Genomic DNA, 14,004 nt, shown 5'->3' with positions numbered 1-14,004 from the left:
TGGGCACATTATAGTAGCATTTGCTACTAGTAGTAAATTTGGATTTAATTTTTTAATGCGGAGAGTCGGTATCCTGCACCACGTACAGTTTGAATTAAATCTTCATGACCTGAGATTGAAAGTGCATTGCGTAGACGTCTAATATGAACATCTACTGTGCGGTCTTCAACAAATACACGATCACCCCATACTTTGTCGAGCAATTGACCGCGAGAATGCACGCGTTCAGGGTTGCTCATAAAGAAATGTAAGAGTCTAAATTCTGTTGGGCCTAGCTCTATTATTGTTTCATTTCCTTTTACCCGATGGGTAATCGGATCGAGATATAGACCTTGAATTTCAATAGGGTCGTCTGTCATTTGTGGTGCTCTGCGCCGCAATACTGCTTTAATTCTGGCATTGAGTTCTTTAGGGCTAAATGGTTTGGTAACGTAATCGTCGGCACCTACTTCTAAGCCCCGTACTTTGTCAAATTCATCGCTACGTGCTGTTAGCATAATGATGGGAATTTGTTTAGTGGCACTATCTGCTTTGAGTTTGCGCGCAAATTCAATACCACTCATGCCAGGCAGCATCCAATCAAGCAAAATTAAATCAGGAATTGCATTTCGTAATAGTTCTTGTGCATGTTCGGCGCTAATGGCGCGCATGGGTGTGTGACCTGCCTGAGTAATATTGAGTGCTAATAACTCTTGAATCGCAGGCTCGTCTTCTACAACTAATATGTTTGCAGGCATTTTGTTACCACACTTTAAAAATAAGATGATCTCATTATGTGACCATAATATTTCAATTTTATGACATACGCTAAAAGATTAGTGAGGAAATGCAATATCCTAATTGCCATTTTGACTATTTTGTAACAATATGTAACTTGAGATTAAATCAAAATAAGCTAAAACGCTAAGAATGGGGGAGTTGGATGGCAGGATTTTTAGAAAAAGAAAATACTATTGCGGAACCGGGCTTTAACCGATGGCTGGTGCCGCCAGCGGCATTAGCAGTTCATTTGTCTATAGGGATGGCTTATGGCTTTAGTGTTTTTTGGAAGCCGCTCGGTAATGCACTAAAAGATGCGGATGGCAAGCCTGTTGAGACTTGTGCAGCAGGTGCAGCAACCTTTGTTGAAAAAATGGCGGGTACAGGAAAAGCACTATTTGCAACTGAATGTAATTGGACCCAATTTGATTTGGGCTGGATGTTTACATTGTTTTTTGTCTTGCTTGGTTGTTCTGCTGCTCTTTTTGGCGGTTGGTTAGAGCGAGAAGGTCCACGAAAAACAGGGTTTGTTTCAGCTATTCTATGGTCTGGAGGGCTATTTATTTCAGCCTATGGTATTTACATACACCAATTATGGTTATTGTGGGTGGGTAGCGGTATTATTGGCGGGATTGGTCTAGGTTTAGGTTATATTTCTCCTGTTTCTACACTGATTAAATGGTTTCCAGATCGCAGGGGAATGGCAACCGGCATGGCGATTATGGGCTTTGGAGGCGGTGCCATGATAGGGTCGCCGATTGCAACCAAACTGATGGCATACTTTTCTGAGGCTGGAACGACAGGCGTTTGGCAAACTTTCGTAGTGTTGGGAATAATATATTTTATCTTTATGATGAGTGGTTCGTTTGGCTATCGTATTCCTGCGGAAGGTTGGAAGCCTACAAACTGGAATCCGCCTGCAACCAAAACGAATGCGATGATTGCTTCTAAACATGTGCATTTAAATAAAGCACACAAAACACCACAGTTTTGGCTGCTTTGGTTAGTGCTTTGTATGAATGTTTCGGCATGTATTGGTATCTTAGGAGCGGCTTCTCCCATGCTTCAAGAAACATTCGGCGGCGCATTGATTGGGCAGCCAGAACTTGATTTTGCTGAGGTTAAAACCAATACTGCATTGACAACCGCGACAGCTTTAGTTGGTGCAGGCTTTGTGGGTTTGATTTCTCTTTTCAATATTCTTGGCCGTATCGGTTGGGCATCTTCTTCAGACAAATTAGGACGCAAGCGTACTTACTATATTTTCTTTATATTAGGAGCGGTTTTATATTGCGCTGCTGCCTATGTTGCAGGCTTTAAGTCGCTATCATTATTTGTGGCTTGTTTTTGCATTATTTCATCTATGTATGGAGGTGGCTTTGCCACTATACCTGCTTATTTGGCTGATATATTTGGTACGCAATTTGTGGGTGCAATTCATGGTCGACTGCTAACAGCATGGTCAACGGCAGGCATTGTTGGCCCAGTAGTTGTTAACTATATGCACGACACACGCCTAGAGGCGGGCGTTCCTTACGATCAAATCTATGCGCCTATTATGTTGGTATTAGCGGGCATGATGGTAATTGGATTTGTGGCGAATATGTTAATTAAGCCACTGGCAGATAAAGATTTTATGACTGATGCAGAGCTAGAAGCTGTGCGCAAGGCTGGGCATGAAAAAGCCACCGCAAAAGCCGTTGTCGTTAATACATCAGAAACGCACAGTTTGGTCATTATATTGGCATGGGCTGCAGTATTAATGCCAATCGCTTATGGTATATGGAGTACGGCGCAAAAAGCCTGGTCATTATTTAGTTAGGATTTGTAATCGCTTGCTATCGAGAAAGCTTAAATAGCGTAAAATATTGTTTTAATGATATTGAGAGAATATTTTGGAAAAAGTAGCAATAAATTTAGATGGCACCGGCAAAAAAGTGGGCATCGTCATGTCGCGCTTTAATAGTGAAATTGGTGAAGGTCTATTGCGCTCCTGCTATGCAGAATTATTAAAACTTGGCGTTGTAGCCGAAGATATCTGTATTGCAACTGTGGCTGGTGCGCTTGAAACACCACTCATCTTGCAACACATGGCTTTGAGTGAGCAGTATGATGCATTAATCGCACTTGGCGCAGTTGTGCGTGGAGAAACTTATCATTTTGAAGTAGTTGCGAATGAGTCTGCGCGTGGTGTTTGTGATGTACAGCTTAGTACGGGTATCCCTGTGGCAAATGCTATTTTAACAACAGAAAATGATGAGCAAGCGATGGATCGAGTTGAAGTTAAAGGCACAGAAGCTGCACAAGTGGCAATTGAGATGGCAAATTTGGTGCATGCATTATGACTGAGAACAAGATTGAACTAGGCGAGAAAAAAAAGCGCAAGCCTATTCAAAGTCGTCGTAAATCTCGGGAGTTGGTTTTAAAGGCCGTTTATCGATGCATGATGAATGAAAGTGATATCAAACAAGTCTTTTTAGACATGAAAGATGATCCTGATTACAACAAAGCAGATGAGGGTTATTTTAAAGTTTTATTGCAAGGAGTCTTTGATCGCCAAGCGGATTTAGATGCAACAATCACAACATTTATTGATCGTAATTTGATAGAGTTAAGTCCTGTTGAGCATGCGATTTTGCGGGTTTCATCATATGAGTTAATTTTCGATATCACGATTCCCTACCGCGTTGCCATTAACGAAGGGGTTGAGTTGGCAAAGACATTTGGTGGCACTGAAGGGCATAAATATATTAATGGTGTTCTCGATAAAGTTGCGGCTTCAGCCAGACCAGCAGAGTTTAGAAAGTAATCTTTTTTTGAATAGGATGGTTCGGTTATGGATGTATCAGATGCAATCCATGTCGCTATTGCATCTGATAGAGGGCTGATTAGGACATTAAATCAAGATGCTGCGCTTAGCGACTTATCCACTGGACTGGTGATGGTAGCTGATGGCATGGGTGGGCATAACAGTGGCGAGATTGCTAGTCAAATGGCAACGCAGCTTATCCAAGATGAGATGTCTAGTTTGATTGCTCAGCAAAAAAATCAGCCAAGTCAAGTTCTATCAATTGCTGCAATTTTGCAAAAAGCAGTCAAGCAAACGAATGACATCATCTTAGAGACTGCGCTAACACGCGCTGTTTGTGAAGGGATGGGGACTACGTTAGTCAGTGGTGTTTTTGCTGATAATAAAATAGTGATTGGACATATTGGCGATTCTAGAATGTATCGCTTACGAAACGATGATTTTGTGCAGTTAACAGAAGATCATTCACTGGTGCAAGCGCAAATAAACGCAGGGTTAATGACTAAGGATGAGGCGCGATATGCCAATAATAAACATTTGGTTACTCGCGCCTTAGGAACAACGTCAGAAGTAGCGCTTGAGTTAAATGAGTATGAGGTGCTGGTTGGTGATATTTATTTATTGTGCTCCGATGGATTGACCGATTTAGTAGACGATCATGACATAAAAAAGACAATCATTAATGCAAACCGTGATATCGGTTTGGCCGTTAATGCGCTGATTGGTATTGCAAATGCGCGTGGTGGTAAAGACAATATTTCCACCTTGATTGCATTGGTAGATAAGCCATTTCCTCTAGCATGAATAGATGTGCCATTAATATAATAATCAATAAGGAAGGTCATCATGGCAAAAATAATTTTTTTATTAGATGGGAAAGTCATTCAAGAATATATGCTAGATAAAGAGCGCTTTACTATTGGACGCCGTGTATCTAATGATTTGCATATTGATAACTTGGGGATTAGTGGCAAACATGCCGTGATTGTTACAAAAGATGATGGTGCTTATATTGAGGATTTAAACAGCACCAATGGAACTGTGGTTAATAGTCAAAAAATTAAAAAGCATTTATTGGTCGATGGTGATTTGATAAAGCTTGGTAAGTACAAATTAAGATATTTACAGAATGCATTGATCAATAAGCCACGAGATGATGGTTTTGAAGAGACTGTTTTAGTGTCCAATATTGATGAAGTGAATATTGAGCAACGATCAGATGAAGATAAGCCAACTATTGACCAGGATAAAGAATTGGTGACAGAAAGTGCGGGGTCAACCTTACCTTTAAAGAAACAGGCTATACAATTGCCGCGATTGCAAATATTGAATGGTAAAGACGCCGGATTTATACTGCCACTTGATAAGGCGATTGTGAAGATTGGTCGTCCAAATGAACAATTGGCGTTAGTGACAAAACGACCACAAGGTTATTTTTTATCCCATGTTTTGGGTACTGATTACCCATTAATCAATGGCAAGCCTCTCGATACGCATGCTAAAGCGTTAAGTAATCACGACGAAATTCAGATGCTCGGCGTGAAAATGGAATTTTGTATTGATTAGGATCTAACTGGCAGCATTATCTTTTAAATTAAACATATCAAAGCTGATATGAGTGAAATCCCTCTTGGTCTACCCTTAAATAGCTGCCTTGCTCATACCAGTCACCTAATACCCAGCGGTTGCAAACCTGTCCGTTTATTTGGTGTTGATGCTGCATTGGGCGATGGGTATGCCCGTGAATAAGAGTCGGGTAGTCGTAGCGAGCTAGTAATTGCGATACTGCAATTGGATTAACATCCATTATAGCCATCGATTTAATAGATTTTTCTTGGTCGCTTTTTTGACGAACTGATTCAATATAGGTAATACGATCTGATAAAGGTTGATTTAGAAATTTTGATTGCCATACATCACTCCGCACCTCAGCTCTGAAGCGCTGGTAATCGGTATCATCAGTGCACAAACTATCTCCATGACTGAGTAGTATCGATTGACCATAAATTGAAACCATCGTAGGATCGGCCAATATAGTTGCATTGGTTGCGTTCGCAAAAGCATCACCAAGTAAAAAATCTCTATTGCCATGCATGATGTATAGGCAGACGCCTTGCGAGCTAAGCTGTTGAAGCGCTTGAATAATCGGACTATGTACACCAGTGCTGATGACATCATCGCCTGCCCAATACTCAAATAAGTCGCCTAAAATATAAAGCGCATCTGCATTGACAGCAGTATGCGCTAAAAAACTGATAAAGCTATCAATAATGGCTGGGCGAGATTCACATAAATGACAATCAGAAATGAAGATGCTATGAGGCATACCTGTATAGCTGATTAGCAAATAGTCGCTTTTTCAATAATAACTGGATCAACTGGAACATCTTGATGACCCCCTTTAGAGCCAGTTTTAACAGATTTAATTTTGTCTACAACATCCATGCCTTCAATGACTTTACCAAATACACAGTAACCCCAGCCGCTAGGCGTTTGAGATGTGTGATTTAAGAAATCATTATTATTCACATTAATAAAAAACTGACTACTTGCAGAGTGCGGTGCAGAGGTGCGTGCCATTGCAATGGTGTATGTATTGTTAGTTAAGCCATTATCTGCTTCGTTTTGTATTTCGGCTTCTGTGCTTTTTTGCTTCATCTGGGCATCCATGCCGCCGCCCTGAATCATGAAATCATTAATCACGCGATGAAAAATTAAACCATCGTAAAAACCACTTTCTACGTATTGTATAAAGTTAGCTACTGTAATTGGTGCTTTTTCGGCATCAAGATCTAGCGTTATATCGCCAAAATTTGTTGAGAGTTTTACCACGACAATCCTTAAAGTTTAATGGATGAAAAATTATTGGGCGTTAACTTTTTCAAGTAATTTAACGCTATTGATTTTGATAGGCTTAGTTGGGACATCACTAAAACGAGAAACTTGGCCAGTTGGAATAATGCCTATTTTTTTAACCACCTCCATGCCGCTGATGACTTGACCAAACACACAGTACCCAATCTGGTCTGGTTGAGGGCCTTTGTGGTCTAAAAAAGCATTATCACTCAGATTGATAAAGAATTGTGCGGTAGCTGAATCTGGATCGCTGGTACGCGCCATAGCAATTGTACCAACTTTGTTTTTTAGACCGTTATTGGCTTCGTTTTTGATTGGATTACGTGTTGGCTTCTCATATAAATCGCGCTCAAAACCACCACCTTGAATCATAAAGTCATTAATAACGCGATGGAAAATAGTTTTTGTATAAAAACCATCCTTCACATATTGTAAAAAGTTCGCAACAGTGATGGGTGCTTTGCTAGGGTATAGCTCAACAATAAAATCACCTTCGCTTGTTTTGAACTCTACTTGGGTAGCAGCATGTGAATGGATGGTGGCAATGCTGAATGTTAATGCAATAAGCCATCGCTTTATTTGTTTAGTTATCATCATATTCATCCAGCGCCTTCGTACATGATTTTCCATTGATTATTTTCATGCTTCCAATATTGACGTTTACGCATTTTATTTTTCAAAGAAGGACTTTCATAATATTGTTCAAAATTAACCACTATAATCTCATCATTACCCATCATTTTTTTAGCGTGATGGCTGTGTAAAGGATAGCTAAACATACTTACATTGTTAATGTTAATTGTAACTTTTGGTTTGCTTGCTTGCACGCGACGCTTATGTTCAGACCACTCTGAAAGTTTTCCATCGCTGTAAAAAAAATCTTTTGAATAGTTGCTTAAATAGTGATTGGTATTTTGAGACACCCAATCGGCACGCCATTTCTCTATTGCTTTATTGAGCGACTCAATTGTAGCTGTTTTCCTAGTAGCGCTGTGATTGTCAACCCATTGAATATTATCTGAAATAATAACGGGTACGTTGCCTTTCATTAATACAGGTTCTAATTTTTTTATATCAGGGTTGCTGAGCACAACACAGCCATCACTTGCACGCGGCGGGCGACTGTAGGTATCTTTTGGCGTACCATGTAGCCAAATACCGGAACCCGTCTTTTTATTGTGGATATCTAGTTCGTTTGGATAGTTTAGTGGGTAGGCACCTTCTCCATAGAAATCGGACAAAGGTGTCGTCAATTTTTTGCTGGAAAAGTAAAGTCCAACTGGGGTGCGCTTGTCGCCCTCTAGCGTCTTATCCGCACCATTTTTTCCGATAGTAATATAGTGGTCAGACACATATGCTAGACCGTTAGCCGATTTTTTATATAAAAATAACCTGGACTTGACGGTATCAACTAAAATCAAATGTTGTTGATCTGCATTCATTTTAATCGATAAATCAGGCACTAATCGGTCATTATCTGCGGAGAAGTAGTGATTAATACGCGTGAGCGCTTCTTCACGTAGCCCTTTTACTTCATCTGCGCTTGATGAAATGAGTGCGGCATTATGGTTGCCAAATTGACGTGCTTGAGCGGCTAATAAGTCGCCGCGAATTAAATGAGCAAGTTTAAAGTTTGGCGTTGTTTGAATCAACTCATTAACGGTATCCATTGCTTGCTTGGTATTGCCTTCTGCAATTTGCATGAGACTTTTCACCAATAGGCTTTCAACAACATCTCGATTCGCTACATTAGTAAAGATATCTGATGGTAGTTTGTTTTGATTAATTGCTGTAGCAGACCAAGGCAATAAGGTGCAACATACCACTACTAGAAGTTGTGCAAGTCTCGTTGGGTGAGCGCTAAACTGATTGATGAAGTTCATTTGCATACGCTTACTCAATTAGATGCAATCTCCTCAATGATTAGCCAATTGCCATTGGTTTTTTTGAAAACGAGTGTTTTAAAAGTACGAATCGGACCGCCATTTGCCTTGTAATACTGGTTAAAGCTCGCTTTTACATTATTTTCATCAATAATAGTGACTTTACGATTGCTTAACTCCAATTTAATACTAGATGGCTTGGTAACACGTGAGCGACGCTGTGCTTTCCACGCGCTTAGGCTTAGCCCTTTTGAAGGTGTAAAGTTATCTGCATAACTAGCTAGGTAATTCTCAATATTTTGGCTAGACCAGGCTGCAGCCCAAGCATCAACCGCGGCATTAATGCTGGTTTCTACGTCAGATGAATGATCGACAACGCTTTCAACTGGTTTTTTAAGTGGGGGAATGGCTTTTGCAGCCGTTGGTTCTGCTTTGCGAATTGGACGCGTAGAAGTTGCATTATTGGATGCAACAACTGGATTGCCATCATTGCTAAATAGGTCTTTAATCAGTGATAACTTACTTTGAGCACGCGCATTTTTATTGTCTAACTTTAGTGCTTTGTCATAAGCTTCCGACGCCATGCGAGCATAGATGTCGCCCAGATTTTCATGCGCAGTTGCGTAGCTTGGATGCGTTTTGATAGCAGTCTCAAGTGACTTCTTTGCCAAATCGTATTTGCCTGCATCCGCATATAAAACTGCTAAATTATTATAGGGTTCTGGTAGGTTAGGATATGTTTTAGTGAGTTCGTTGAAGGCTGTGATTGCTTCGTCGCGTTTACCACTTTCTGCTAAGATAATGCCTTTAGTAAACATACCTTGAGCGTCTTTTGGGTTGGCATTTAAGTAAGCATCGATGCGCTTTAAAGCTTCTTCTTGTTGCCCCTTATCAGCCATTGCTGAAATGTCTTTTAACTCATCAGCGATGACTAACGTGACTGGGGATAGAAACGCTAACAATAATGTAGCTACAAATTTTTTTCTTAGAATATTATGAATTGTCATTATGATATACTGAAAGTTGGTGATAACACTATTCTACCAATAGCATAGCTAACATCCAATAGTCTGATAGATAATTCCTTGTAAATAATGGAAAATAACTTGTTACTTTGTGTATTTAGGTTGTTTTATTAATCGATATTCCCGCCCGAAATTTGAATGTATGTTAAAAATTTATAATTCGCTGACCCGCCAAAAAGAAATGTTTTTGCCCATCAACCCCAATCAGCTTAGGATGTACGTCTGTGGCATGACCGTTTATGACTATTGTCATTTAGGACATGCGCGGGTCATGGTGGTGTTTGATATGGTGTCAAGATGGTTTCGTGCTTCTCATTATCAGGTCACTTATGTTCGTAATATTACCGATGTTGACGACAAAATTATTCAACGAGCGAATGACAATAAAGAAAGTATCACGGTTCTGACGCAGCGATTTATTGATGCGATGAATGAAGATGCTAATAAACTTGGCGTCATTCAGCCTGATATTGAGCCGCGCGCGACTGCGCATATTGATGCCATGATCGACATGATAAGCAAACTGGTTGATAAGGGGCATGCCTATTTGGCCGAGAATGGTGATGTGTTTTATTCAGTTCGGAGTTTCAATGGTTATGGCAAATTATCAGGCAAAAGCTTAGATGATTTACGTGCTGGCGAGCGCGTGCAAGTGGATACGTTCAAAAAAGACCCAATGGATTTTGTTTTGTGGAAATCTGTCAAGCCAAATGAGCCTCATTGGGATTCGCCTTGGGGTTATGGACGACCTGGTTGGCATATTGAGTGTTCTGCGATGAGTAGCCAACATTTAGGTGCGCATTTTGATATTCATGGAGGTGGGCAAGATTTGCAGTTCCCGCATCATGAAAATGAGATTGCACAAAGTGAGGCGACGCATAACTGCCAAATGGCCAATTATTGGATGCACAATGGATTTGTTCGTGTTGATGATGAAAAGATGTCTAAATCGTTGGGTAATTTCTTCACTATTAGATCTGTCTTGGCGCAATATGATGCAGAAGTTGTCCGTTTCTTTATTTTAAGAGTGCATTATCGCAGTCCGCTTAACTACAGCGATAAGCATTTGGATGATGCTAAAGTAGCCTTGACGAGGCTTTATACTGCATTGCGTGGTGTCGAAATAACCGACTACCCAGTTGATTGGTCGCATCCTTACGCGGTACGCTTTAAAGAAGCAATGGATGATGATTTTAATACCGCAGAGGCAATCGCTGTTTTATTTGATTTAGCTAACGATGTAAATAAAGAAAAATCAATGAAAACAGCTGGTTTGTTGAGAGGCTTGGGTGCGGTGGTTGGCCTTTTGCAACAAGATGCTAATACTTTTTTACAAGGTGAAGTTGTTGCAGATGGTCTGGATATTGAGGCGCTTATCAGCGAGCGTATTGCTGCCAAGAAAGCTAAAAACTTTGCAGAAGCAGATCGCATTCGTGCGACATTGACAAATGCTGGTATTGTTTTAGAAGACACGCCACTAGGCACAACTTGGCGCAAAGCTTAATTTCATTTGGCGCTCATTTGTATTAAAACAGAACGATAGAGCTAACTTCTTAATACGCTAAAATACCAATATTCTTTTTAATAGAAAGTATCTGTATGCCAGTTAATCTGCCGCCATTATCTGCCTCTTCATTATTGCCTATTAACGGGGTTGTTTTGGGTTTTGCTGAAGCGCATATTCGCAAGCCTAACCGTAAAGACTTATTAGTAATTCAATTGGTTGAAGGTACCCATGTTGCTGGTGTGTTTACCCAAAATCGGTTTTGTGCGGCACCAGTTATTGTATGTAAAGAACATTTAGCTGTTAATAGCGACATTCGCGCCTTGCTCATTAATACTGGTAACGCAAACGCGGGCACTGGTGAATCTGGCTTACAACACGCAAGGCAAAGTTGCGAAGCACTTGCGCGTCTTTTAAATCTCAACAGCGAACAAATTCTACCATTCTCTACAGGTGTTATTTTAGAGCCGTTACCAATCGATAAAATAATCGCTCAGTTACCAGTAGCCTTACAAAATACAAAAGCGGATCATTGGTTAGATGCGGCGCAAACAATCACGACAACCGATATTGTACCCAAAGCGACCTCTCGCCAATTAACGATAGATAACAAGACTGTCACCATTACTGGCATGAGCAAAGGTTCTGGCATGATTCATCCCAATATGGCAACGATGTTAGGCTATCTGGCTACTGATGCCGTTGTGAGTAAAGGTGCGCTAGAGGCGATTATTCATTATGCCGTTAATAAATCATTTAATTGCATCACGGTTGATGGTGACACCAGTACTAATGATAGCTTTATTATGATGGCGACTAACTTGGCTGGAAACGCACAAGTCACTGAAACAACCCCTGATTTTATTGCTTTACGTGATGCAATGACCGATGTTGCAATTGAACTGGCACAAGCTATTGTTAGGGATGGTGAAGGAGCTACTAAGTTTATGACGATACAAGTTGAGGCGGGTAAAGATGAGGCTGAGTGTCGAAAAGTTGCCTACGCTATTGCACATTCGCCGTTGATTAAAACAGCTTTCTTTGCATCCGATCCTAATCTGGGCCGCATTTTGGCAGCAATCGGTTATGCAGGAATCGATGATTTGGATGTTAGTCAATTATCATTATATTTAGGTGATGTTTTAGTGTCGGAAAATGGTGGAATTGCCACAAGTTATCGAGAAGAGCAGGGTGCTGCTATTATGAAAGAAGCAGAGATTCTAGTGCGCGTAGTGCTGAATCGTGGACAGCAAGCAGCCACAGTTTGGACTTGCGATTTTAGCTATGATTACGTCAAAATTAATGCCGATTATCGCAGTTAATTAAGGCGAGTGCATGACACGAAAATTAGAAGATCTGATTGCGCGTGCTGAAGATTTGCTGGTCAAATTAGACGCTTTTCTACAGCCAAAACCGCAAGCGACAGATTGGGGCGCAACAGCTTGGCGTTGGATGACAATAAATGGTCTAGGTCAATTACAAACGATTGGACACCCCCATGAAGTTCACCTAAATAATATTCAATTTGTCGATAGACAAAAAGCCGAAATCGTTAGAAACACACGTCAGTTTTTGCAAGGTGTCACGGCTAACAATGTGTTGTTAACAGGTGCGCGTGGTACAGGAAAATCAACTTTAATTAAGGCGCTTTTAACAGAGTTTTCTAGCCAAGGGCTACGTTTAATTGAGATTGAAAAGCATGAGTTGATACACTTGCCTGATATTATTAATCTCATTAGAAATCGGCCTGAGAAATTTATTATTTTTTGCGATGATTTAACTTTTGAGCAAAATGATAGTGCTTATAAAGCTTTGAAAGTAGTCTTGGATGGTTCATTAGCTAATATGACCAACAATGTGCTGGTGTATGCCACTTCAAATCGTAAAAATTTAATGCCAGAATTGATGGCGGATAACGTAGCAACAATAGATGCGCGCGATGAAATACGTCCTAATGACACGATAGAAGAAAAAGCAGCTTTGGCTGAACGGTTTGGTTTGTGGCTTTCTTTTTATGCGTTTGACCAAAACGAATATCTAGCGATTGCGGCACATTGGTTAAGTATTTTTGGGATTGATTTTGATGATAAAGCTAAAAAAGAGGCATTGCAGTTTACCTACACACGTGGTGCAAGAAGTGGCCGTGTTGCCTATCAGTTCGCACGAGATTATGCCGGAAAATTAAAATTGCATGATTGATCATTCATATGAATAAAGTAACCCATGTTGCGGTGGCTATCCTAAAAAATAAAAATGGCCAATTTTTATTGGCAAGTCGACCTGAAGATAAACCATGGGCTGGATGGTGGGAATTTCCTGGTGGAAAAATAGAGGCAGACGAAACGCCAAAAGAGGCGCTTGTACGCGAGTTACACGAAGAAATCGGGATTGTTCCGACACAGATTGAGCAGTGGTTGCAAAAAAGATTTGACTATCCTGCGACGCATGATGCATTAGCAAAAACAGTGCATTTACATTTCTTTTTTGTAACGAAATGGCAAGGTGATTTAATTGCCAAAGAAGGCCAAACATTGAGTTGGGAGCGGGCAAGTAATGTGACCGTGGCGCCTGTTTTGCCAGCGAATGTGTCTATTATTAAAGCATTAGCACTACCATCTATTTATGCGATTAGTCATTTATCGGAAATGGGTGAGCTCGCTTTTTTTAATGCTTTAAAGCAACAGCTAGAGGCTGGACTGCAATTAATCCAAGTGCGAGAAAAACAGCTTAATCATAGCAACTTATGTCAGTTTGCAACCCAAGTAAAAGCAATGGCACATGCCTTTGGTGCAAAAGTATTACTTAATCAAGATATTGAGTTAGCGATTGCGCTTGGTTTAGATGGTGTGCATTTGCCAAGTAGAGCCTTGATGCAACTAGAACGCAAACCCGAACAGTTGCTGGTTGCCGCATCTTGCCACAATAAGGCAGAGTTAACACAGGCCATGCGGTTGGATGTAGACTTTGTTACCTTGTCGCCTGTGGCTCATACCGCGAGCCACCCTAGTGTTAATTCATTGGGGTGGGATGCATTCAGTGCGTTATCGCATCATGTTACTTTGCCTATTTTTGCTTTAGGCGGCATGTGTAAAGACGACTTGCCAAATGCTTTGGCTAGCGGCGCTCAAGGCATTGCAATGCAACGTTCTATTTGGTAAAGCGCGATTG

15 protein-coding genes are annotated in these 14,004 nt (G+C 40.7%); 9 read left to right on the top strand and 6 right to left on the bottom strand.

Annotation, left to right across the window (positions count from 1 at the left end; all coding sequences use genetic code 11):
• Nucleotides 1-44 precede the first annotated feature (44 nt).
• Nucleotides 45-737, bottom strand: coding sequence for a phosphate regulon transcriptional regulator PhoB (phoB, locus tag KFB94_02810; protein QVL46054.1), 693 nt, complete (start codon nt 735-737; stop codon nt 45-47).
• A gap of 185 nt (nt 738-922) precedes the next feature.
• On the opposite strand from phoB, the gene KFB94_02805 reads away from it, so the two are divergent.
• The 5 genes from KFB94_02805 to KFB94_02785 all read left to right on the top strand — a co-directional run bounded on the left by KFB94_02805 (nt 923) and on the right by KFB94_02785 (nt 5,134).
• Nucleotides 923-2,581 carry an OFA family MFS transporter gene (locus tag KFB94_02805; protein ID QVL46053.1) on the top strand — a complete coding sequence of 553 codons (1,659 nt, stop codon included), beginning with the start codon at nt 923-925 and terminating at the stop codon, nt 2,579-2,581.
• Between the two features lie 73 nt (nt 2,582-2,654).
• Nucleotides 2,655-3,104, top strand: a complete 450-nt coding sequence (locus KFB94_02800) for a 6,7-dimethyl-8-ribityllumazine synthase (protein ID QVL46052.1) — start codon at nt 2,655-2,657, stop codon at nt 3,102-3,104.
• Complete coding sequence (gene nusB, locus KFB94_02795) at nt 3,101-3,568, top strand: transcription antitermination factor NusB (protein QVL46051.1); 468 nt, start codon at nt 3,101-3,103, stop codon at nt 3,566-3,568. Before KFB94_02800 ends, nusB begins: the two co-directional genes overlap by 4 nt.
• Nucleotides 3,569-3,595: 27 nt before the next feature.
• On the top strand, nt 3,596-4,372 hold the full coding sequence (locus KFB94_02790) for a Stp1/IreP family PP2C-type Ser/Thr phosphatase (protein ID QVL46050.1): 777 nt from the start codon (nt 3,596-3,598) through the stop codon (nt 4,370-4,372).
• Nucleotides 4,373-4,414: 42 nt separating this feature from the next.
• The gene (locus tag KFB94_02785) at nt 4,415-5,134 is read left to right on the top strand and encodes an FHA domain-containing protein (protein ID QVL46049.1); all 720 of its coding nucleotides are present in this window, start codon (nt 4,415-4,417) and stop codon (nt 5,132-5,134) included.
• Between the two features lie 37 nt (nt 5,135-5,171).
• Here the strand turns inward: KFB94_02785 and KFB94_02780 are convergent, their stop codons facing one another.
• From KFB94_02780 to KFB94_02760, 5 genes are read right to left on the bottom strand one after another with little or no spacing between them, the layout of a single operon-like run.
• Nucleotides 5,172-5,894 (bottom strand): UDP-2,3-diacylglucosamine diphosphatase, encoded by a 723-nt coding sequence (locus tag KFB94_02780; protein ID QVL46048.1) that lies wholly within the window; start codon nt 5,892-5,894, stop codon nt 5,172-5,174.
• 14 nt (nt 5,895-5,908) lie between these two features.
• Nucleotides 5,909-6,400: a peptidyl-prolyl cis-trans isomerase gene (locus tag KFB94_02775; GenBank protein ID QVL46047.1), complete on the bottom strand. Its 492-nt coding sequence runs from the start codon at nt 6,398-6,400 to the stop codon at nt 5,909-5,911.
• 30 nt (nt 6,401-6,430) lie between these two features.
• Entirely contained in the window at nt 6,431-7,018 is a 588-nt protein-coding gene (locus KFB94_02770) for a peptidyl-prolyl cis-trans isomerase (GenBank protein ID QVL46547.1), read from the bottom strand.
• Between the two features lie 5 nt (nt 7,019-7,023).
• Nucleotides 7,024-8,307, bottom strand: coding sequence for a L,D-transpeptidase family protein (locus KFB94_02765; protein ID QVL46546.1), 1,284 nt, complete (start codon nt 8,305-8,307; stop codon nt 7,024-7,026).
• A 14-nt stretch (nt 8,308-8,321) separates the two neighbouring features.
• Nucleotides 8,322-9,314, bottom strand: coding sequence for a tetratricopeptide repeat protein (locus KFB94_02760; protein QVL46046.1), 993 nt, complete (start codon nt 9,312-9,314; stop codon nt 8,322-8,324).
• A gap of 160 nt (nt 9,315-9,474) precedes the next feature.
• Between KFB94_02760 and cysS the strand changes: the two genes are divergently transcribed.
• From cysS to KFB94_02740, 4 genes are all read left to right on the top strand, one after another.
• On the top strand, nt 9,475-10,836 hold the full coding sequence (cysS, locus tag KFB94_02755; protein ID QVL46045.1) for a cysteine--tRNA ligase: 1,362 nt from the start codon (nt 9,475-9,477) through the stop codon (nt 10,834-10,836).
• A gap of 95 nt (nt 10,837-10,931) precedes the next feature.
• A complete protein-coding gene (argJ, locus tag KFB94_02750) occupies nt 10,932-12,158 on the top strand; it encodes a bifunctional glutamate N-acetyltransferase/amino-acid acetyltransferase ArgJ (protein QVL46044.1) in 1,227 nt (408 codons plus the stop codon).
• Between the two features lie 13 nt (nt 12,159-12,171).
• The gene (locus KFB94_02745) at nt 12,172-13,035 is read left to right on the top strand and encodes an ATP-binding protein (GenBank protein ID QVL46043.1); all 864 of its coding nucleotides are present in this window, start codon (nt 12,172-12,174) and stop codon (nt 13,033-13,035) included.
• A gap of 8 nt (nt 13,036-13,043) precedes the next feature.
• Nucleotides 13,044-13,994 carry a Nudix family hydrolase gene (locus tag KFB94_02740; protein QVL46042.1) on the top strand — a complete coding sequence of 317 codons (951 nt, stop codon included), beginning with the start codon at nt 13,044-13,046 and terminating at the stop codon, nt 13,992-13,994.
• Nucleotides 13,995-14,004: the final 10 nt, after the last annotated feature.

Source organism: Methylophilaceae bacterium (assembly GCA_018398995.1).
Taxonomy (GTDB): Bacteria; Pseudomonadota; Gammaproteobacteria; order Burkholderiales; family Methylophilaceae.
Note: the sequence above shows the minus strand (reverse complement) of the source record. Positions and strands in the feature narration are given on the sequence as shown.